Genomic DNA, 21951 nt, shown 5'->3' on the forward strand with positions numbered 1-21951 from the left:
TTATGAATATCGTTATTTTCAGAGCGCTGAAGCTGGGGGACCTGCTTTGCAGTGTGCCGGCCTTCCGGGCATTGAGAAGATCTTTTCCAAAAGCGCATATTTCCCTGCTCGGTTTACCCTGGGCTTCAGGGTTTGTGGCGCGGTATCATGAATATTTTGACGAGTTCATCCACTTTCCGGGTTACCAGGGGCTGCCAGAACAGCCCTATGTGCCTGAACTCAGCGAACGTTTTGCAGGCGATATGCGACGCAGAAAGATCGATCTGCTTTTACAAATGCAGGGCAACGGCACCATTGTAAATGAAATGCTGGATCAATACCATCCGCGGTACCTGGCTGGTTTTTATCTGAAGGAAAACGGCACGGCCTATTCTAAAAATTTTCTCGAATACCCTGACCAACTGCACGAGATTCACCGGCACCTGACTTTGCTCAACTTCCTGAATGTTCCCCACGATGGAGATCATATCGATTTCCCTGTAACATCCGCCGATCAGGAGGAATTCGAGGCGCTCACCGGGATACCGGAAACGCCCTTCATTTGTATCCATCCCGGTTCTGCAGATAGCAGCCGGCAATGGCCCGTCACCCATTTTTCCCGGATAGCAACACACTTTGCAGAACGCGGATTTCATATTGTATTGACGGGGACCGGCCAGGAATCCGTCCTCACAGGAAAGATCAACGCAGTTTTAAAAAATAAGGCAACAGACCTTGCAGGTAGAACCACTTTGGGCAGCCTGGCCCTTCTTCTGCGGCGGTCTTCCGGCCTGATCTGTAATTGCACGGGTGTTTCGCATCTGAGCGCTGCATTGGGTACGAAAAGCGTTATCATTAGTATGGATGGTGAGCCACACCGGTGGGGACCCTTGAATCGGGAGCTGCACCATACTATTGACTGGCTGAAAACGAATGACTATCAGGCGGTACTTTCGGCAGCAAATGAACTTTTTCTGTAGGTGATCATTTCCTCACAAGCCTGAATTACATTGGCCACGCTGGCCGCCTCTCCCTCCCATTGATAGCGTTGTAAAAGCTCGGTGAGTATCCGGTTTTGACTGTGGAGCCGGCCGGGAACATCAAAGTACAGAACGCGTGCAGGGCTTCGCCAGGGCGTATGTTGCGGGTTGGTTTTGGCATAGGTCACTACTACTTTTTTCTGTAGCGCAGCTGCGAGGTGGATCGGAACGGAGTTCACACTGATGAGCAGCGCCGCCTCGTCGAGCAAGGCGATAAACTCGCCCAGCTCCAGATGGCCTGCTACGGATATGCATCGGTCATCATCGATCATTTCTGCAATCGTATTGGTGTAGGCCTGCTCTGCTTTGCTGCCGGAAATCAACAGTGTAATATCCCATTTTTTTAATGCTTCCTTCCCGATGGAGATCCAGTCGGCTGTGGCATATCTTCTTTTTTTATCGGCTGTTGCAGGATGCATCACCCAAATGGGTCGACGAGCCGATATACCGGCTTTCTTTAATTTTTCCTGCGATGATCTTTTTGAAGCAGCGGGATAAGATACGATTAACGAAGGGTCATGGTTATGAGCGCCCACCATCTTTACCAGGTCGAGGTCACGCTCTACCTGGTGGCGCACGAGGCTGAACGGTTCATCTTCCGGGAGCCAGTGGGTCAGCAGGTCATAGGGGTTCTCCCTGCAATAGGCCAATCTTACCGGTATACCTGCCATAAACGCCAGAAGGGCCGCGGGGAGCGGGTTCTGGCTGAACACCGTGAAGATGACTGCCATATCAAACTGCCGGGCGCGCAAGGTCGCTGCCAAAGCTTCCATAGAACAAGCGGTACCGGTATGTTTCACCCACGGCACATTGGCGGTGATCGTTTCGTCTATATCGAGAATAAACGGAGCAATGGGTGCCCCTTCGGAGGAGGCCAGCAATGTCACTGTCGCATTGAAGGTGGTCTTGAGGGCCCTGATGGCCGGCGTGTTCATGATAATGTCACCCATATTGTCGGGCCGGATACATAAGATGCGTTTGATTTTATCAGGACAAATCATGGTTGATCGTTTTCGTGGCAGCGCTGAGAATGATCTCCTGCGCTTCTTCAAAATCCGTTATCTCGAAGTCTGGTATTCTGAAAGGGCCCAGTTCCCATTGCGTCTCACCACCGCTGTTAAAGAGGATCGTTTGACAACCCGCCCTGGCGCCGGCTTCTATATCATCGAGGATATCGCCGATCATCCAGGACTGATCCAAGTCGATGTCATGTTCGCGGGCCGCATCGAGCAAAAGACCAGGTTGTGGCTTTCTGCAGGCGCAATGCGGATGCGATCTGTCACCGGCCTGGTGTGGGCAATAGTATACGCCGTCAAGGGATAGCCCCAACTCATCCATGTGTTGGCATACTTTCAGAAAATCCTGCTCCTGGTAATAACCCAGTGCGAGACCTGGTTGGTTGGACACGAGGATCAGTTTGTAACCCAGCTGTTTCATGGATTGCGCAAACGCTGCTACGCCGTGATTGAATTCAACCTTTTGTATATCGACATTATAGGGCACGTCTTTCAGGATCGTCCCATCTTTATCTAAAAATATGGCCGGATGTGTTCCCATGATTACATACTACTGGTTCCGAGACGGGGTAAAAAAATGGCTTTTTTCTTTTCCAGGGGAATCGTTCTTACAGGCACCTGCAGCACGGACTCCCTGTGACAGGTGGCGTCGTACAGGGCCGTTACACGTTCCGCAACGCGATCCCAGGTGAACAAAGTGCGCACGCGGGCCAAGCCGTTTTTGCCCATGCGCATGCGGGTGGAAGGGTCTTTGGCCAGTCGTAATATGGCCGCGGCTAAAGCTTCGGGATCTTCGGGAGGTACCAGCAAGCCGGTTTCTTTTTCTTTAACGCTGTATTGAATGCCGCCTACACGAGCACCGATCACGGCGGTTTCACAAGCCATAGCTTCCAGGGGCGTGATGCCGAAAGGTTCGTACCAGGGTGTGGTGACAAAAACGTCGGCAGCTGAGTAATAATACCGGAGCTCGTTCTGGCTCTTCAATCCTGTGAAGGTTACCGAACTGCTGAAATGATGATTGCGGCAGAGCTGCTGAAGACGGCGCAATTCAGGATTACTATCTTTCTCCCCGCCAACCACAACGAGGTGGCATCTAAGCCCGGTGGCGGCGGCGATCTTTACGGCACGAATGACGTTCTCGATCCCCTTCCTCGGCACGATCCGTCCGAGTTGCAATATCACGAAATCGTTGACCGAAATGTTTAAACGTTCGCGGCTCGCAGCTTTCCCCGCATTAAAAAAGCTACGGGTGTCTACGCCGCAGGGAACAATGGTGATCTTATGCCGGGGCGCTGAATAATGCGCCACCAGGTCTTTTTCATCCTGAGGGCATTCCGCAATAATGGCGTCGGCCTCATCGACTATTTGCTGTTCAATGGCGATCCGCTCTTTCGGAAAACCATCGCTGGCGCCCTGGTGCAATTGGCGAATCTTCCCCAACGCATGGAAGGTGATCACGAAAGGAATACCAAGTGCAGACTTCAGCTTCGTGGCGACATGGCCACTCATGAAAAAGTTGGCGTGTACGATGTCATACTCAATATTTTTTTCCGTTACATAGCTGATCATGTTATTGGCAAACTCGTCCATAAAGGGCAACAGTTGCTCCTTGGGCACGTATTTTTTGGGGCCTGCAGGCATATGGATCAAACGGATATGCTCACCCATCCGCAAGGTAAATGGCATAGACGGATCGTCCCAGCGGGTGTATACATCTACCTCCCATCCTGACCTGGCCAGTTCTTTTATTAATTCTTTTACATACACATTCTGCCCGCCACAATCCACCTGTCCCAACGATGCCAGAGGTGAAGCGTGGTCACTAATAAAAGCTACTCTTTTTTTCATGTGTTGATTTTTTTATGTTGTTTTTTAAGGTCACTTGAGCCCTGAGGCGCCCGGTCATTCATGAGCCAGCGATAAGTATTTATCGGGAATTAATGATTCAGCAGTGCTGCTTCATATTTATTGTTGATGCTGCGACAATGCTCGAACGCCTGTTCCCAATTACGGACAAACTGGTCCATGTTCCACAGGCTGCTGGCCGTTTCCCGGGCGGAACGGCCTATTTGCGCGGCATACCGGCGATCTTCCAGCAACTGTTGCATATGTGTGATCAATGCGTCTATGTCGGTGCTGATAAACCCGTTGCGTCCGTTTTCGATCGCCATCACCAGCTCGGTGGTTGCCAGCCCGACAACGGGCATGCCGGCCATCATGGCTTCGCACACCGCAAGCGCGAGGCTGGTGTGGCGCACGGGATGAAACAGGAACCGATACCGGTTGCGCACTTCCGGAAGCCGGGGATGCAATACTTCGCCTATGCCATGGCCCTCATTGCCCATTCCTGCCAGATCGATCGGCACGGACCGGGTCACCTGGCGAAACACATCCCACCCCAACACGCGTCCGCGCGACGGAAGGTGATTGATCGCCACAAAGCCTTTAGCCAGTTCCCCTGTATAAGGAATACTGGTTTCGGGAACGCCATGGGGTATCACCATGGTGGGTGTAGCATGATTATCCCACATGAGGCGGTTATATTGCGTGACATGCACAAGCAATATTTGCGGGTCGTTCACGTAATGAGGTGTGGTAGCCGCTCCGAGATGCGGCGTGTTATGTTCCAGGTAGATGCGGGGCAAGGTGCGCTGTCGTGAAGACAACACCTCAAACTGATCCTGCTGATAATTTTTAAATGACTGGTATAAGATGACATCAAAGTCCAGATCTTTCACACTGTCTGCGTCTACTTCGATGACATTGTCCCGGAAAGGAAAGGTTTCACCACGACCATAATAGCCTTCAGAGCGCTCCTCTTTTACCGGGATATAGATTTCTAAAGGGCCGAGAGAAAGATAATACAGGTAGCTTCCATGCACGTGCCAGGTAAAGATTTTGATCCTTCTGTGGTTCTGCAAATTCATGTAAGAGGGGCTTCAAAGATGAAGCCATGTCTTTAAAGCGCTTCAACGCATAGTTTGAACGCGTTTATTGTAGTCGAATTTGCCCAACTATGGTACTTTTTTTCTACGGATACAGGGCTCCCGTTGATCCGTTCAACATCGTCTCTCTGCGGAAAAACACAATCTTATCGCTTATAAAGCTATGTTTAATAGGGAAACCGGGTCTTTTGTGGTCACACTTACTAAAAGTAGTGAGGGACCGTTTTGTTTCGGCATAACTCTTGAAAATGATGAGAAAGCACGATGCGGGGTAACGTGAACGGAAGCAAGGTAAAGCGTCGGAGGGTGAGCCACAGCAGTATTAATGTCAATTAGTTCTACAGCATAGTTTTCGAAAAAACGGCTAGTTTCTACTAGCCGTTTTCATTTAAAACAAATGCCCATCACCGTTCAATGGCTACCGCCTATCGGGAAAGTGCTTTTGTGCAAAATGATTGAAATGAGTCCGATCAAAAGATCGTTTTGACTAAACGCTTCCCAAAAACGAGCGTCCACCCGTCAAGACGGACGGGGACAGGAACTCCGCTTCACTCCGTTCGTAATGACGGTGACTTAATGATGTCGTATTCCCATTAACGGTGCAACGCAAATTATTAACCCGGCATAACGGTTTTCTGTATCAAATAAAAACCAATACTCCGGTTATTTATACGGTGGAAATATATTTCGCGGTGATCAGCAGGTAGAGTGTACGTTCGGCCTTGGCATCATCGTAATTTTTTTTGATCAGCGTCTTAATCCGGTCATTTTTTAACTTAACAGCCAGCATCTGGAGAATCTGGAAAGAAGCCATTTCTATACTTTCTATATTTTGCAGATAGAATAAAATAGACATGTCCCTGAGCTCGTCATTATGACTGTGGAATTTAATGTCATGAAAAGAGTCTTCGATCAACCCTTTGAGTCCGCCTGCATCAGCTTTAGCGCTATTTACTTCAAGCAGCTGATAGATTTCGTCCATCCTTCCTATCTGCTTTTTCACCATCTCGATGGTTTCCTGGATGGCGTTTTTAAGATCCAGGAAATGAGCATGGTCCTGGATTTCGGGAAGCTCATCTACCAGGAGCGATTTTGCAGAATACACTTTATTAAGGTGCTGTATGAAAAATAATTCCAGTTCGTCGATATTGACGTTGATTTTTGGTTGCGGGGTCATGTAGTGCTATAATTTTATGCAATATACCGTTTTACTTCAGACAACAGGTTAAGAACATTAAACGGTTTGCTGATATAATTGTCTGCCTTACAGCCGTCTGCAATCGTTTTGAGATCATGTTCGGAAGACAAGAGGATGACGGGAACGCCTGAAGTACGCTGGTCGGCTTTCAGTTGTTTACACATCTCGGCACCGCCCCGCTTCACGCCGTTAATCCTGACGTCGAGCAAAATGAGGTCGGGGTGCAGCACGGAAATATATTCGGTGTCCAACGTCACCAGCGACAATACTACTTCATAACCCGAATCCTGAAAAATGATTTGCAGCAGTTCTAGGATATCAGCATCGTCATCGATCACCAGTATTTTTTTCATTTGCATAAAATTACACTTTATCGTCTAATTTGGCGGGTTAACAGTGAAAAATTAATGCTTCCTCAGTGACACGATCATCCGGCCCCTTCTTCATTCTGTGCTGACCAGCTGATCGATCATGGAATTAAAGACAAAAAAATGAAACGGGTACACGGCGTACCAGTAAAGTCTTCCGGCGATGCCGCTGGGCCTGAAGGTAGCTGTCTGCACAAGACGCTGTTGCTCATCAATCTTGAACTCCAGCCATGCTTCCCCGGGCATTTTCATTTCTGCAAATAACAGCAGCCGCTTTTCTTCCCTGCCGGAGTATAGCACCCTCCAGAAATCGACGGAATCGCCGGCTTCGAGCGCCTTTTTGCTCCGGCGGCCCCTGCTGATACCCACGCCGCCAAACAACTTGTCCAGCAAACCCCTGAGCCGCCACAATACGGAGGGCGAATACCAACCCGTTGCCCCTCCTATGCCGAAGATCTTATCCAAGGTTATATTTTCATCCGTGATCTTGCGGGTTTTCGTGTCCTTGAAACAGCCTTTATCGGGAACCTCGAGATATTGCCACACATTCCGGTCGTGAAAGGCATTAGAAAACGAATCGTACCAGCTGGAAGAGACGTCATCCTGCTCGATCTTGTCAAAAGCCAACCGGATGGCCGTTTCATAACTGATCAGCTCAATACCAAGCTGCTCTGCCAGCTGATTGGGGCGGGCTACTACATCCACCTTCATGCTTTCTACCAGGTTCTTTGCAAGGGTGTAACTGGTCGAAGTGATGAAGTAGAGCCAGTAAGAAGATAAACGCGGCGTGAAAACCGGAACGGTGATAATCCTTCTGCTAAGACCACGCACTTTGCCGTAGGTAAGTAACATTTGCTTATAGGTCAGGACCTGTTTCCCGGCAATGTCGAAATTTTTGTGGAAGGTAGACGGGTCGCCTTTTACGCGCGTTAAAAACTCAATAACGTTCCGGATGGCGATGGGCTGACACCGGGTCTCGATCCATTTGGGTGCGATCATAACCGGCAGCTTTTCGACCAGGTCCCGAATGATCTCGAAAGAAGCGCTTCCTGATCCCACAATGATGCCTGCCCGTAATGCGGTCAATGCATAGCGTTCACTGCTCAAAGCTTCTTCAACATCCTTCCTGGATTGAAGATGCCTGGACAATTTCTCTTCGTTGACAATGCCTGTCAGGTAAATCACCTGTTTCGCCTCCGTGGCTTCCAACGCCTTTCTGAAGTTCTCAGCACTTTGTTTTTCCGTTTTGCTGAAATCCCCGCCTTCGGCCAGCGAATGAATCATGTAATAGGCTACTTCAATATCCCGCGGGATGCTGCGAAGCGTTTCTGGCTTCAGGAAGTCGCATTCGATGACGGTAATATTCCCTTTAGCATTTTCGTACCGATCCGTATGTAAGCGCCGCTTGTCTCTCACAGCGCAGACAACCTGGTGCCCTTCTTTGAGCAACTGAATCAATAGTCTTTTTCCAATATAACCCGTGGCTCCGGTTAAAAGTATGGTCATTTATAGTATTAGTCAAAATCCCTGCCATCAAACGACCCGATCCAAGAGCTCTAACAAAGAGGTTTGTGCCCAGCCTAGTTGGAACCTGATCAATGTTGACCCTCAGCCGCTTTGGGTTTGGATTGCAGGGTTTGCAAAGCCTGGGTCAATTGATTCAGTCGTTCATGATAATTTCTGATTTGTTTGTCTTGCTCAATGATATACAGTGTGAGCTCTTCTATTTTCTTAAGCAGAAGCGCCTGGTTGTTTCCAAGTTCTATGCCTTTTTCGCCAACTTCTTTAGCGGATGGAATGCCAGGCAAATGCTTGTGATCTTTGATGAATTCAGCGGTCTCTGTTAAGGGTGCCAGTTGATAGGTGGAATCGAAGACGTAGTCGGGCCAACCCGATGATTGCAACTTCACTTTAATTTCCTCGGCGATAGCCTTACCACCCACTGCCAATTTGTATTGAGAAGGAATCGTTGTGGTCCCTACGCCAAGCGTCGACACATAACCGGAAGCGCCGGTTCCCTGAGAAACCCCGAGTAATGTTGCCACCGAGGGTTCGTTGCCATTGACCATCTCGAGGCGGGGGCCATAAAAATATTGGTGGTTCGTGGTGCTGTTATCATAGAATAAATAACTCCTATGAAAGATGGCTGTCGTTGTTGACTTAAATTTAAAATCGGTAGCGTTTAGCACTTTTACTCCGGTAGCGCCGTCGTAGATACCTCCCAGACTTACGGTGGACGTGTCACCGGAACCATGTATATAACCTACAAGCAGGTACCAGTGATTAAGTTTGGGTAAACCTCCAAACCAAAAATAAGGGTTACCCTGCGATACCCCTGCCAGGTTATTGACTAAAGCGGTGCCGCTGGAGCATCCGAAATAAGTTGTTCCCGAAGCTGACATCTTTTTTATCCATACGCTGAAACGATACATGGACTCGTGATTTATGCTAACCGGTGCTGCATTCCAGCCGCCGTCAGCGTTACCATCGCCTGAGGGAGCGGCTTTCCATAAAACAGCCCGGGATCCGTCAGAGGCAATGCCCCATTCCCGCGAATTCTCGCTTGCCAGGCCATTTACGTTAAATGATGTAGTTCCGCCGCTCCCGGGCACCCACTCCCCCACATTTAATAAATTTTGCGCGTTCGTGTCCATTGAAATGCAGAGACACAACAGGCCTATGGCCAAGAATGTTTTTGTAGTCATAATTTGTTGTTTAATGTATAAGGGTATTTTTTGATAGTGGTATCTTTAAGATCAGCCAATTCCTTTCTTACTTCCGTCAACGCGTCCCGGTAGCTGTTCATCTTCTTATCCTGCTCAATGATATACAGTGTGAGCTCCTCAATTTTCTTGAGCAGGAGCGCCTGGTTTTGTCCCAGCTCCAGGCCCTCCGCGGCCACTTCCTTTGCTGTCGGCACGCCGGGTAAGTGTTTGTTTGTTTTAATAAATTGTTCCGTTTCAGATAATGCAGGGAGTTCGTAGCTGGAGTCGAATACATAATCGGGCCAGGCACTTCCCGGGGCTTCCACTTTCAGTTCCTGCGCTCTTATTTTTCCTTTGACGGAAAGTTTTTCTGTCGGGGTATTCGTACCTATGCCTACATTGCCATTTGACTTAAATACAACCTTCTTATTGTCTACGTAAGCCGGAGTACCTAAATAAAAGCCTATTTCGGTCCCCCAGCTACCTTCGTCCGCCATGATACTAATGCCAGCACCACCTTTTCCTTCCTGGACATGTTTCCAGGAGGCGGTGAAGTCGTCGTACAGATTAGCACCAATAAAAACGCGATGTCTATTGTCAGTAGTTTGCAAGAAGCCGCCATACCCGCCAACCGGATCTCCTAATATGATGGTTGAATGATTTCCCTTGCTTATTTGTAATCCTATATTATTGGTGCCGGTCATTGGAGTTGTGGTGCCTATACCAATATTTCCGTTGTGGTTTATTCTCAATCTTTCTACACCAGAGGTTCCCATGGTAATGTTTTGATACCGATCTCCGGTGGTAGTCGTTGTCGTATAGCCCGAAAAATCAATAAAACTCTTGGTTCCGGCATTTGTGCCTCCTCCGGCGCTCAATCGTAAAAAACCATCATCGTAACTCGCCGCTGTCTTACTGATGCCGCGCAATTCACCAGGAATAGTACCGGCTGAAACGGCAGGACGCTCGTCAGTATTAGTCACCTCTGATTGAATTGAAACGCCGCCTTTAACGCTTAAATTTGTATTAGGGGCATTTGTTCCTATACCAACATTCCCTGACGCAGGGAACGTATTCGTTTGACCTATTACAATACTAGTAAGTAGACTTAAATAGCAGGTAGAAATTGTTTTTTTCATGGTTGCCTAACGATTACTATTTCTAATACGTTTTTGAGTTTTGTATTGTCGTTTTTTTGTCTTTCCGTTTTGTTTAGCTTCCAGCTCCTGCACCTGTTTCTTCAGATCGATAAGATGTAATGTCAGCTGCTCAATCTTTTTCAGCACTCTTGAGGCTTCTTACCTCTTCAGTCAGGCTTTCTAATTTCTTATCTTGCTCGATAATGTATAAAGTGAGCTCTTCAATCTTCTTCAATAAAAGCGCCTGGTTACTGCCCACCGAAATCCCCTGTTTACTGACCTCTTCGGCTGTAGGAACCTCAGGTAAATGACCCTTTTCCTCAATATATTGCGCCACCTGCTTTAACGGCATCAGGTGATAAGATGGTTGGAATACATAATCCGGCCAACCCGATGATTGGAGCTTAACCTTTAACTCTTCGGCAATGGCTTTGCCTGCTACAGCCAGCCTGTATCCCTCTGGAATGGATGCAGTGCCAATACCGACGCTTCCTCCACTCTGATTAGATTTAATGATCATCGTAAGAGAAGGTACATGAGTGTAGTTATTTCCATCCCAGTTTTTTGCCGTGTAAAACTGTATGTCAGATGTTCTGACATTTTCAGCATAACCGTAGGTCCCGGGTCGATCAACGAAGCGGATTTCCGAGGTTGGCACCGCAGATCTGATAGCATTTACGGTTGAATAGAAACTTAACGCCGGGAAATTATAAGAAACGGATTGCCCTGAGTAATTTCCTCCCATTATTTCAATACTGTTTTTATTGACACCAGCATTGATTGACAATCTCGATGTTGGTGCGCTCGTACCGATACCCACATCGCCCGTGGCATTTTCCATTATCAATTTTTGCCACGACTCCCATGAAGGTTGCCCGTATAAGCCTTGCCTGTAGTGAATCCCGGAGCCATTGAAAAATAGCTGGTAGTGCTTCCCTCCTGTTGCATCGGTCCAGGGTGCAACGGTGAGAAGTCCGCCAAACCTGCTGCTCACGGAGGGGCCACCGATGCTATCCCGCTCTTTGAATTCCGCTGTGACGCCTCTCTGATAGGCTCCCGGAAGCGCATTGGTCCCCCTCGTATCCTGCATCACCAGTCTCGTTGCATTTTGGCCTTGAGCAATAAAACCGGCCATCAACAATGTGAGGCACATAATCAGGGAAACAGTTTTTTTCATATTTTTTAGTTTTGGTTTCTCTTTCAACAACATTTATCCACCTATGCCGATGATCATCCGCTCACCCTTGAAGCTCACTACCAGCTGTATATCGTCGATCTTCACGATCCTGGTTTTGTCGTCCAGCTTGTCTGCAACACCCACGACCATGGTCTGGCCATTAAAAGTAATTAAGGCCGTTTTTTTTCTGGTGACAGGATTATAAATGTACCCGTTGTACTTGATCGAAGGAGGTGGCTCCTGCGGTGGTGGCGGAACATAAGCAGGCGGCGGCTGAGATTCAACAGCTGCGCTGTTAGCAGCCTGGTCCATAACCGTATCCTCTTCAATGATCATATCATTAGCAAAAGGGTCGCTGTATTCGGCAGTAAGTATATGGTAGGTGCTGTCCGCATCGGGCTTAACCACCGGTTTTGCGGTGGTTACCGGGACAGTGATATCATCGCCGCTCAGCCCTTTGATCACTTTATAAATAATCACCCCCCAGATCAGCGCTACCAATCCGAGTAATACATATTTTGTATTGGGGTTATTCTTCACTTGATGTTAATAATTTTATTGAATCGTCAATGTCCTCGGATTACTGTAAGGACTACCGGAACTACTGTTGATCGCCCTAACGCGCCATTGGTATTGCCGTCCGTTCTGCAGCTTTACTTTCAGCAAATTATCCGAAAGGATCGTATCCTCCACCAACACGGCAATCGAATCAAATCGCGGATGTACGATCTGTACCTGGTAATCTGCCAGGGAGGCGGTATGTTCCCAGGCAAACTGCTGTGTCGTATCAGCACTAACAGCATGATCCGTAGGCGCCACCAATATGATCCTTTCACGTGACAGGTCTTTCACCAGGACCTCTTCACAGCTGCACCAGCCCAGAGCTATCGAACAGAACAGACTAAACATTTTTATACGATCCCACATAACAGACTATTTTTTGATGGCGCCTGATCATCGAACAGGCGTTGCTTTTATTATTTTTTGCCAAAGGCAAACTTTGCGCTCCTGATTTGCGAAGCATATGACTCAACCTTTGCGACCTATCCGTGATCATCTGTCACTTTTTGAAATAACAAATGATTATTCTATTTTTTTATTACGTTCTGGATATATAAACTACACGTCAGCAAACCCTCTTCGTCCTGCGCAGCTTTTTGTTTCTGAAAGTTGATGGATGCGATCCTGCAGATCTTGTCTACCTGTTCCAATTGATGGATCAGCTGCAACATGCTTTTGAAATTCCCTTCAACCGTCATCATCCTCGTCCACACCCCCTGGCTACTCGACCCAAGCGGCTTGTATTCATTGAAATTCAGCCCGAGCTCATCACAGTTTAAATTAACCCTTGCAATGATATTGGCATCCATCACCCCGCTATCCAGTAAATACTGCGTTTTCCAGCTGTTGATCACGCTTAGCTTGGCATCATATACTGAAGCACTATCCTGCCTCAGGCTGCTTTGCTGCGCCAGAACGACATTCTTATTGTAAGTACTGATGGTGCTAAAAGTCTTTTTAAATGCCAGCAGGTAACAGACAAGAAACAAAGGCAATAACGACCAGAGCAATAACCTTAGTTTGCTCCGGTAGTCGTTCTTTTGCAGTATGTCAAACTTTTTCAACATATTATGATGTTAGCCTTCTGTCGTGATCTCGATGGTAAATGTCGCTGCCATCAGTTCAGCTTTATATAAATAGCTTTTCATCGCAGCGGCCTGGACTCCCGGAATATTTTTGATCGCACGGCTAAAAGTTTCTAATTCTGTCGGATCCATAGATATGCCTGATACCAATAGTTTACCCGTATTGAAAATAAAGTCGTTTACCCCCACGCTTTCCTGCAAAGGCGCCACCTGCAGATTAGTGAGGCTGACAGACGGCGGCACTAGAGCAGCTACACGGTCGATATAGAACCCGTTCCTGGATGCTTTATTCCAGCCAGACTTCATAAAAAAAGTATACGAAGAATCCAGCCGCGCATTTTCAGCCAGGTCATGATCCGCCCTGGCATTGGTCAAATCGTTCGTTTGTACCAGCTCTTTATTTTTATTGAAATAACTATTAAACACAAAAAAGTTGATCAGTAATAAAGCGAGGGTCGTGGTCAATACCGCCCAACCGCTAAATTGAAACAATTTATAATAAACAAAGTCCTTTTGCAGGTAGCTGATCTCATGGGTGGCGATATCACTGTGCACCCGGTCGGCCGGCGCAGATAATATTCCCAGTGCATTGCCCAGGGCCAGAATATGGTTGGTCCGGTAGCGGTCCTCTCCTATTTCCAGCTCATTGTAAGTGGCTTGCCCGTATTGCTGTTGCTTTACGGAAAGGATCGTCCGGTCGTTAACGCCCATATGAAGTGTGGGCGTATCTATTTCAATGCTCCATTTGTTGAGAAACGGAAGCACGGTATCGAGCGAACCGGTACCCAGGCTCAATGAGATCAACCGGATGCCGCAGGATGCCAGATCTTTTACCACCTGTTCGATAAAAGACTTCCGGGAAACGTACACGAGATGATCGACTTCTTCAATGTCGTGCACGGTGTACATAAAATCCTGGGGATTGGCGCCGGGAAACAGGTTATTGATCAGGTTATCGGTGGTCTTTCCCTTGTTGGATCTGAGCAAAATGCCTTTGCCATTGAGCGTCACCGCGACGGGAATATTTTTGGGCAGCTTTTCCGCGAGGTCTTTAAACGTGTGGATCCGTTCGAAGTGCTTTATCTTTTCAACTTTGCCTTTGGTAGCTTTCAGTTGAACTCCGGAAATGATCATGCTATCATCCTCCATAAAATGGATATCCAGGCCGATGGCCTGGCGAATGGTAATGATGTTATTTCGGATGTAGCGGAACACGATTAATTATAAATAATAGTAGGTCTTATAAATACGATCGACACCACTTTTGTATTGCGATTGGTCCTGGAACTGAACAGCCACTTCAGTACCGGTATGCGCGACAGGAACGGAATGCCGGATGAACTATCTCCTTTCTCTGTTCGCTCAATGCCACCCAATAATACCATATCATCATTCTTCACACGAATCGTGGAATTGAACTTACTGGTGGATGTGGGAGGCGGTGTATTGATGCTGGTTTCGGCAGTAAAATTGGTAATGTCCATCTCCATGTTCAGCGTCACGTCTTCATCCGCCGAGACAAACGGCCGTATCGTTAATGCCAGGTTGGCTTCTACGGGATAAAACTGCTGTGTTGTGATCACATTAGGCGTTAAGGAACCCACCGTATTTTGCGTAGATACCGCGTAATACCGCGTACTTCCGATGCTCAGGTTGGCGGCATGCCCATTGAGCGTCGACAGCTTCGGTGTTTGCCGGGCTTCTACATTTTCCAACTGCTCCATGGCCTGTAAAGTGACGTAAAAGCTGGGCGTCACATGACCCAGGTTGAAAACATTATTCAAACCGATCTGGTCAATAAAGCGGTTGATGCTCCTGGAACTCAACGTAAAGTCAAGTCCGTTTAAGATGCTGCCGCCCGGGAGAGGAATATTGGTTGAGTCTGTAGCCCTTACGACACCTGCTTTGACGCCGGCAGCCGTTGTCCGGCCTTTTGTTACATCCATAATGATCACCTCGATGGTCACCATGGGCACTTTACGGTCGATCTGTTTGACCAGGGATTCGATCTTGTTGATCTGGGGCTCAGATCCTGTAACCAGGAAAGCGTTCAGCTCGCTGAACTCTTTGATCGTCACATCTTTTTTCATATCATTAGGCAAAAAATATTCGAGGGAGTCTACACTGCGGTGAAATAACTGAACCAGGCGCTGTCCTTTGATGCCTTCAAAATTCCGCTCTCCGATCATGTACACATCATTCTCGCGGGCAAAGGAATAAGGCGTACCGAGCAACACTTTCTGAAGTGCCTGGGGATACGTTAGGTTGCGCGCTTCGGCGGTAACATTGCCAGCCAGCTCTGCATAGATAAAATACGCTACACCCGCCTGTTCGGAAATATTGCGCACCAGTTCCTTCAACGGCGTATTGGTAGCGCTGATGTTCAGCAATTTTTCATTTCCCACCTGTTCGGTATCGACAGATAACCGCCCCGGCGCATTACTATTGCCTTTAGGCAATGTGCGGGCAATGGTATAATTAGGATTGGAGCGACTGGAACCTTTGGTGACAAATTCTTCGTCTTCTGCCAGCGACTCCAGCACGTAAGTGCGATCATCGGTTTTAGTAAACTTTAATCGGTTGTGCCAATACATCATATCGATCAAACTCAGGGAAACTGCCCCCCTGCTGCATCTTGGGATCGGGATTATCTACGATATTTTTTTCCCCTCCCTCAAGCATTGAATAGCTATCGTAAACTGCGTTATAAGGAACGTCATCCTCTGTGATATAGTATCCGCTGTTATATTGGGGATGAGGCTGTTTAACATAGTCATTATAGCTTCCGAAGCTTTTGAAGTCCTGCCTTGTATCTGACCAATACCTCTGTTTTTCGTAGCCAAGTGTTATGTTTACGCCTGCCCAAACCGGAATGTTTACGGTCAATCCGGACTGTGAGGTGGAAATGTTTCCAGCTGAACTATTAGATATAGAAGCGCGTATACCACCAATATCAAATGAGGGTTTCCCGCCTGAACTTAATGAGGCGCCCAGGATAGAGCTATTAGTGGTTTTACTTAATTTACTATTAGGATTTGCTTGTGGGTCTCTATCTGCTACTCCTATTCCCCCGCCGATACTTCCACCAATAGATTGAAAATTAGTCGAAAGTCCTAGACCTATTGAACCAGTCAAACCGTTGTCAAAAGAAGTGCCGAAACTGAGCCCCAAATTACCATAAGGATCTCCCCAGGGAGAAACACCAACGCCAGCATTAGCAGATAAGGGAGAGCTTTTACCACCTAGTCCAACACCGATACCTATATATCCACCAACGCCAAATCCTTTGTACGTGTCATGGCCAAAAGTTAACGCAGCAGTAACCGAAGCAACATCATAGCCTAATCCTACGCCTAAAGTGGCAGTCCATTGCTCTCCTCCACTCCAATAATCTCTGATGGACCCATCCACACCATTCCAGTCATCCGGTATACCATTCACATTCCTGTTAATAGCTCCCGGATTTAATGTCCAACCTAAACCTACCCAACTTGCATCCAAATCGGGCTGGATGCCAGCATGATAAGACAAGGATAAAGGATATCCTCCTTCCGGTCCAGGCACCTCCAAAAGCGGCAAATTGTATGTAAACGAACCTGTGTTCAAATTCACCATATCCGTCGTATCTACCGGCTCGAAACTGGTTGCCTCCGGAGAAGTGGGGCCCGCCGTCAACGCATATGCCACACCCGGCGTAAAAGTACTGTTGGCTAACACAAGCAGCAAGGTTAACGCTGCTACTTTGTGTATCATAGATTTTCTCATCATTATAAACTGTTAGTGTCCGTTGTTATAATTTTGGTTTTCAGCGGTTGCCAGGTAGTTTAAACCGGGAACATCAGCGATAGCTGCCTTTTTAAAGTGAAACCGCAACGTTCCCGTTTCAAATCCACACTCGCCAATACTGATGTCAAAAGCTTTGGCTTGCTTTAGATCCTTCTTGTTAAAAATCAATAGCAAATTGTTGCCATCGCTCATACCATAGGTTTGGTCAAAAAAATAATCTGTCATCTGCAAAGTGTCTGTGTCGGATGTAGTCAGTTTGATATAATCATGCATCCGAAATGCTAATACCTGCACCATTTCACTATACCTTCCAAAACTTCCCAGCTGGCGAATAGCCTCTTTTCCATCTCTGCTGAATTTCGCTTTGAAGTAATAGTAGTCGCTGTATTTTTTTTCAAGCCGTTTAATGGTAGCACTATCCTTGTGTTCTTCATTGTTCAACTCTTGCAGCACCAACAAAGAAGACGGAAAAAACGATACCTTCACGCTGGTCCCATTGGCTTCTTGTTCTTTCACCAGTCCATTGTCCTTATCATTAATATATCCCAACAGTTCCTTCTCATTGAGCGTCGTGTTTTCCGCACGGCCACAAGCTGTTAAAAACAAAAGGAACAGATATATAAAAAAACGCGGTTGTTTATTTAGCCGGTACCACATACTCCTGGTTCAATTGTTCAACTACTTCGTCTGTAATGTCTAAATCAGTATCTGCGTAAGCAATATTACCGTTGGCAGCCACCAGGATCATTTTGTACCGGTGTTTTTTCCCGTATCGCTGTAAGAAGCTGTTAACGGTGGTCAATACATTTTGGGTTAATTGCTGTTCTTCCTGAGCTGCGTTCTTGTGAATAGCCGCCTGGTAATCCCGCAATTGTTTTTGTTTAGTGTTGATGAATTCTTTGGCAAGCTGCTTTTCTTTTTCGGTACCAATAGCCATCGACTTCTCATACTTCGTTATAGCATCCTGCACATCCTTTGTCAGAGAGTCTATGTTGGATTGCCAGGTTTTGTTTTTAGCGTCGTATTCTTTTCGCGCATTTGCCATTGCATTGTAGCCCGTCATCAATTTCGCTGAATCAATGTAAGCTATCTTCGATTGGAAAAAAAACAGGTAGCCCAGCAGGCACAGCACGATCAGCGATAGTATCGCAACGATCCATTTTACAGTTAGTCGTGTCATAAGTCTAAACATTGTGTTAGTCACACCAAGATCAAGAACTTACTAAAAAACAAATGAGGATTAGCAGTATTATTTTAAAACCCTCGTACCAGGCTCTCGTGTCCAAATCAATAAAGATAACAAGATAGGTTTGCAGTCAATTAGCGTTATAAGCAGTTACTTGTTATGTCTTGGTAATTCATTAAAGACAAAAATAAGGTTCATTTTTGATTATCCAAACTTTTTTAAAATCATCATAATTTCATAATCTGGTCTGATGGTTTGAGTATTCAATGAGTTTCCCCACGTATATTCTGATGAGAGCTGAGATAGCATAAAGGGTTGACACTACTTTGTTCAAACACCACCCTGCTGTTGGCTAAATATTGAATTTCCCCTTATACTCCACCCCCAGCCCTGGCAGCCCGTTATAAAGGATCTTGCCATTGTCATAATTGACGCCCGTGGCTACATCTTCTTCCAGGAGCAGCGGGCCGTCCATGTCCACATAATCCACTAACGGAGCGAGATGGGCGATGGCCGCAGAGCCGACGGTGCTTTCATTCATCGATCCGATCATGATCTTAAGGCCTAGCCGGCGTGCTTCGGAGATCATGCGCAAGGCGGGGGTAATACCGCTACACTTGGTAAGCTTAATATTGATCCCATGAAAATAAGAAGCGCATTTGGCGACATCCGTTTCGGCCACACAGCTTTCGTCGGCCATCAGGGGTAAAGCGGACTCCTGGTAAAGCACTTTCATGCCTTCTGCATCTTCTTTAGCCAGGGGTTGCTCTACAAGCTCGACGCCGAGGTCTTTGAGCCGCGGGATCAGCTGCAACGCGGTGTCCAGCGTCCAGCCTGCATTGGCGTCTACCCTCAGCGTGGCATCGGTGGTGGCTCTCAGCGCTTCTACAATGGAAATATCGTCCGCTGTGCCGACTTTGATCTTGTAAATGGGCCAGGGACGTTCTTTCAGTTTTGCTACCATCCTTTCAACCGAATCGATCCCGATAGTATAGTCGGTTAACGGACTTTTCGTGATGTCTCCCCGCCACATTTTATAAAGCGGTTTCCGCGATATTTTTCCGAAAAGATCCCAGGCGGCCATGTCCAGTGCGCACACGAGGAAGGGATTTCTCGGCAACAGGTGATGCAAAAAATGCCAGAACCGGTCGGGCTCTGTAAAAGCAAATTTTTCGATCATCGGTTTTTTCGCTTCGAGATCGGCCATCATCTCCGCAACCGAAATATTATAATAAGTAATCGCCGGAGCTTCCCCATATCCTTTGACGCCAAAATGTTCTAATTCCACGATCAGCGTGGGCTGATGCGTTTTGGTGCCTTTCGAAATAGTGAAAGGATGTCTGAATTTTAACTCGAACGGATAATAATTAAGCTTCACGATGCTGATTTTTGGTAGACCTTGTTGATGTGAGCACATACCTGGAAGATACCGCCCCGGAATAGCCTGAAAGATAGGATATTTCGTGATTCATTGATCATCCAAAAAACAATGGATCAGCACGAAGAATCATAAGTTTTAAGAACGGAGCCCCCATTCTTGAAGGGGGCAGGGAGGTTTTATCAACGAAATGCTTTGCTACAATATAAAAGCAAAAGCCACCGCGTAATGCAGTGGCTTTACTCTCGTTCTATTTAAATAAAATTAATGACCGTGGCCATCATTCGCGCTATGCCCTGCAGGCGCCTGGGGAGCCATCGCAGGATCCGTGTCACTTACTTTTTGTATCTCTACTTCAAAGTATAAAGCGTCGAATGGCTTGAACGGAGAACCCGGAGGTGGCGTGCTGCCATAAGCGAGGTAGCCGGGGATATAGATGACACCTTTACCACCTTCTTTAAACTGTTTCAGACCGTCTTCAAAACCCGGGATGCTGCCCATGGGTCCAGCAATTTGTGTTGTGAAACTGCTGTTCTGGAATGAACTGTCGGTAGCCAGGTACTTACCGTCATATTTTACGGTTACAAACTTTCCGTCTGCAATAGCTGCACCGGTACCGGGATTGTCTATCTTCACATAGACGCCTTTTGGCGTTTGGATATAACCAGTGATCCCCTTCTTAGAAAGGTAGTCAGTTACTTCCTTGTTTTGCTTGTCCACACCACCCGCTTTTTTCAGGGAATCGAGCTCGGCCTTCTGCTTCACTTCCATTTCAGCCTTGGAGCGTTTTGCTTCTTTCTCCATTTCTTTTTCGTAATCGGCACGGCCTAAACTGTCAGATTTGAATACCTCCAATACTTTATAAGTATACGTAATCTTATCTCCCTTTTTGAGGTAGGGCGGTAACGTAGCTTCCTGTACAATACCTTTTGTAATCAAAGAATCTACATACATAATCGCCACCAAACTGTCCCCTTTCTTCAGTTTTCCAAAAAGCTCCTGGGGATCATACATCGGCTGCCCGGCAGGCAAAGCCTGTACTTGTGTAAAAAAAGGCATCTTACCATAGGTGTCAGCCAGCAATGTGTCTCGGCTTCCGCTTAAGCCTACCGTCATGTTCATTTTCAACACATCGCCCTCCTCGGTGCTGTCTTTACTTCCGCCATCGTAGATCTTATATTTGATCCCGTTCGGGCTGGTCTCATAACTGTTACATGCAGTAAAAGTCACCGCTGCAAAAATGACCGCGGCTGCTACTTTTAAATGTTTCATTCGTTCTTTTTTATTGGTTCTGGTTGTTATCAGATAACCGGTATGATCAAAGTTTTCATTTGATAATTTAATCATACCGGTCCCTTTGTATCCTCGTTTACTAATTGAACATCCGCTTTGCTAATGGTTCAATGATGACTTTTATGCCATCTCACAACTTATTGCGGACCGCCTGGCATTTGCATCGGCATCTGCATTTGCTGTGGCATAGAATCGCTTACAGAAACGATCTCTACGTCAAAGTACATCGGTTGGTAAGGTTTGAAAGCGCCGCCCCTGCCGTCTTTTCCGTAAGCCAGGTAGCCAGGGATAAAGATCGTTCCTTTTCCACCTTGTTTGAATTGCTTCAGACCATCTTCAAAACCAGGGATAGAGCCACCTTTGCCTAATTCAACAGGAATTTCACCTGAATCGAATGTACTGTCGGTACCCAACAATTTGCCGGTATACTTCACTGTTAAGAATTTGCCATCTGCTGCCTGAGCGCCGGTACCTGCCTGGTCGATCTTCACAGTAGCTCCTAAGGGAGAGGTGGTAACGGTGTATCCTTTTGAAGTAACATAATCTTTCACCTCTTTATCCTGCTTTGCTTTTTCTCCGGATTTCTCTAACGCCGCAATTTCTTCTTTCTGAGTGACTGCATTGGCGGCTGCTTCGTCTGCATACACACCTAATACTTTAAAAGTGTACACAAGCTTATCACCTCTTTTCATAAAAGGAGGTAACTGCTGAGGGTTAGCCAGGCCTTTCATAATCAAAGAGTCTACATACATCTCAACAACCAGGCTGTCATCGTTTCTTAATTGTTTGAAAACAGCAATGGGGCTGTATGCATTTTCACCATCCGGAACGTCCTGGATAGGTATCACGATAGGCATTTTGTCATAAGTGTTTTCAACAACAGTATCTTTTGAGCCTTTGATACTGAAAGTAAAATGAGCTCTTACGGCCTGTCCGTTTTTTAATGAATCTTTACGATCGCCTTTGCCTTCAATTATTTTATACTGTAAACCGCCCGGGGTGGTTTTAAAATCAGCATTGTTCTTGCACGCCGTAAATGCTACTGCAACAAAAGCCAACGCGCCTAAGATTTGTGAACGTTTCATTGTTTGTTAT

The 21951-nt window shown here is 46.8% G+C and carries 22 protein-coding genes; 1 reads left to right on the forward strand and 21 read right to left on the reverse strand.

Features of this window, described 5'->3' with window-relative positions; all coding sequences use genetic code 11:
• The first annotated feature begins 2 nt into the window (after positions 1-2).
• Positions 3-959, forward strand: coding sequence for a glycosyltransferase family 9 protein (locus ACU37H_RS01075; protein WP_472702505.1), 957 nt, complete (start codon positions 3-5; stop codon positions 957-959).
• Here ACU37H_RS01075 and ACU37H_RS01080 read toward each other — a convergent pair.
• The 21 genes from ACU37H_RS01080 to ACU37H_RS01180 form a co-directional block, all read right to left on the reverse strand.
• A complete protein-coding gene (locus tag ACU37H_RS01080) occupies positions 920-2020 on the reverse strand; it encodes a glycosyltransferase family 9 protein (protein ID WP_472702506.1) in 1101 nt (366 codons plus the stop codon). The two genes, ACU37H_RS01075 and ACU37H_RS01080, sit on opposite strands and share 40 nt — an antisense overlap.
• Complete coding sequence (locus ACU37H_RS01085; protein ID WP_472702507.1) at positions 2007-2576, reverse strand: D-glycero-alpha-D-manno-heptose-1,7-bisphosphate 7-phosphatase; 570 nt, start codon at positions 2574-2576, stop codon at positions 2007-2009. Before ACU37H_RS01085 ends, ACU37H_RS01080 begins: the two co-directional genes overlap by 14 nt.
• A 2-nt stretch (positions 2577-2578) precedes the next feature.
• Positions 2579-3883, reverse strand: a complete 1305-nt coding sequence (locus ACU37H_RS01090) for a glycosyltransferase (RefSeq protein WP_472702508.1) — start codon at positions 3881-3883, stop codon at positions 2579-2581.
• A gap of 89 nt (positions 3884-3972) precedes the next feature.
• Complete coding sequence (locus tag ACU37H_RS01095; RefSeq protein ID WP_472702509.1) at positions 3973-4962, reverse strand: glycosyltransferase; 990 nt, start codon at positions 4960-4962, stop codon at positions 3973-3975.
• 685 nt (positions 4963-5647) lie between these two features.
• The gene (locus tag ACU37H_RS01100; RefSeq protein WP_472702510.1) at positions 5648-6157 is read right to left on the reverse strand and encodes a DUF892 family protein; all 510 of its coding nucleotides are present in this window, start codon (positions 6155-6157) and stop codon (positions 5648-5650) included.
• A 14-nt stretch (positions 6158-6171) separates the two neighbouring features.
• Entirely contained in the window at positions 6172-6531 is a 360-nt protein-coding gene (locus ACU37H_RS01105; RefSeq protein WP_472702511.1) for a response regulator, read from the reverse strand.
• Positions 6532-6621: 90 nt separating this feature from the next.
• The gene (locus ACU37H_RS01110; protein ID WP_472702512.1) at positions 6622-8052 is read right to left on the reverse strand and encodes an SDR family oxidoreductase; all 1431 of its coding nucleotides are present in this window, start codon (positions 8050-8052) and stop codon (positions 6622-6624) included.
• 89 nt (positions 8053-8141) lie between these two features.
• Positions 8142-9251 (reverse strand): hypothetical protein, encoded by a 1110-nt coding sequence (locus ACU37H_RS01115; RefSeq protein ID WP_472702513.1) that lies wholly within the window; start codon positions 9249-9251, stop codon positions 8142-8144.
• Positions 9248-10234 (reverse strand): hypothetical protein, encoded by a 987-nt coding sequence (locus tag ACU37H_RS01120; RefSeq protein WP_472702514.1) that lies wholly within the window; start codon positions 10232-10234, stop codon positions 9248-9250. The genes ACU37H_RS01115 and ACU37H_RS01120 overlap by 4 nt, the downstream gene beginning before the upstream one ends.
• 286 nt (positions 10235-10520) lie before the next feature.
• A complete protein-coding gene (locus ACU37H_RS01125) occupies positions 10521-11567 on the reverse strand; it encodes a hypothetical protein (protein WP_472702515.1) in 1047 nt (348 codons plus the stop codon).
• 33 nt (positions 11568-11600) lie between these two features.
• Entirely contained in the window at positions 11601-12107 is a 507-nt protein-coding gene (locus ACU37H_RS01130) for a hypothetical protein (protein ID WP_472702516.1), read from the reverse strand.
• Positions 12108-12122: 15 nt separating this feature from the next.
• The gene (locus tag ACU37H_RS01135; protein ID WP_472702517.1) at positions 12123-12494 is read right to left on the reverse strand and encodes a hypothetical protein; all 372 of its coding nucleotides are present in this window, start codon (positions 12492-12494) and stop codon (positions 12123-12125) included.
• Between the two features lie 161 nt (positions 12495-12655).
• A complete protein-coding gene (locus ACU37H_RS01140; RefSeq protein WP_472702518.1) occupies positions 12656-13195 on the reverse strand; it encodes a hypothetical protein in 540 nt (179 codons plus the stop codon).
• A 9-nt stretch (positions 13196-13204) separates the two neighbouring features.
• The gene (locus ACU37H_RS01145) at positions 13205-14428 is read right to left on the reverse strand and encodes a hypothetical protein (protein WP_472702519.1); all 1224 of its coding nucleotides are present in this window, start codon (positions 14426-14428) and stop codon (positions 13205-13207) included.
• 2 nt (positions 14429-14430) lie between these two features.
• Entirely contained in the window at positions 14431-15810 is a 1380-nt protein-coding gene (locus ACU37H_RS01150; protein ID WP_472702520.1) for a type II secretion system protein GspD, read from the reverse strand.
• Positions 15776-16966, reverse strand: a complete 1191-nt coding sequence (locus tag ACU37H_RS01155; protein WP_472702521.1) for a hypothetical protein — start codon at positions 16964-16966, stop codon at positions 15776-15778. The genes ACU37H_RS01150 and ACU37H_RS01155 overlap by 35 nt, the downstream gene beginning before the upstream one ends.
• 24 nt (positions 16967-16990) lie before the next feature.
• The gene (locus ACU37H_RS01160; protein WP_472702522.1) at positions 16991-17605 is read right to left on the reverse strand and encodes a hypothetical protein; all 615 of its coding nucleotides are present in this window, start codon (positions 17603-17605) and stop codon (positions 16991-16993) included.
• 31 nt (positions 17606-17636) lie between these two features.
• A complete protein-coding gene (locus ACU37H_RS01165; RefSeq protein ID WP_472702523.1) occupies positions 17637-18179 on the reverse strand; it encodes an OmpH/Skp family outer membrane protein in 543 nt (180 codons plus the stop codon).
• A gap of 358 nt (positions 18180-18537) precedes the next feature.
• The gene (locus ACU37H_RS01170; protein ID WP_472702524.1) at positions 18538-19563 is read right to left on the reverse strand and encodes a dipeptide epimerase; all 1026 of its coding nucleotides are present in this window, start codon (positions 19561-19563) and stop codon (positions 18538-18540) included.
• A gap of 264 nt (positions 19564-19827) precedes the next feature.
• Positions 19828-20835, reverse strand: a complete 1008-nt coding sequence (locus ACU37H_RS01175) for an FKBP-type peptidyl-prolyl cis-trans isomerase (protein ID WP_472702525.1) — start codon at positions 20833-20835, stop codon at positions 19828-19830.
• Between the two features lie 158 nt (positions 20836-20993).
• The gene (locus tag ACU37H_RS01180; RefSeq protein ID WP_472702526.1) at positions 20994-21941 is read right to left on the reverse strand and encodes an FKBP-type peptidyl-prolyl cis-trans isomerase; all 948 of its coding nucleotides are present in this window, start codon (positions 21939-21941) and stop codon (positions 20994-20996) included.
• Positions 21942-21951: the final 10 nt, after the last annotated feature.

It is taken from the genome of Niabella sp. ZPM-14 (assembly GCF_055693045.2).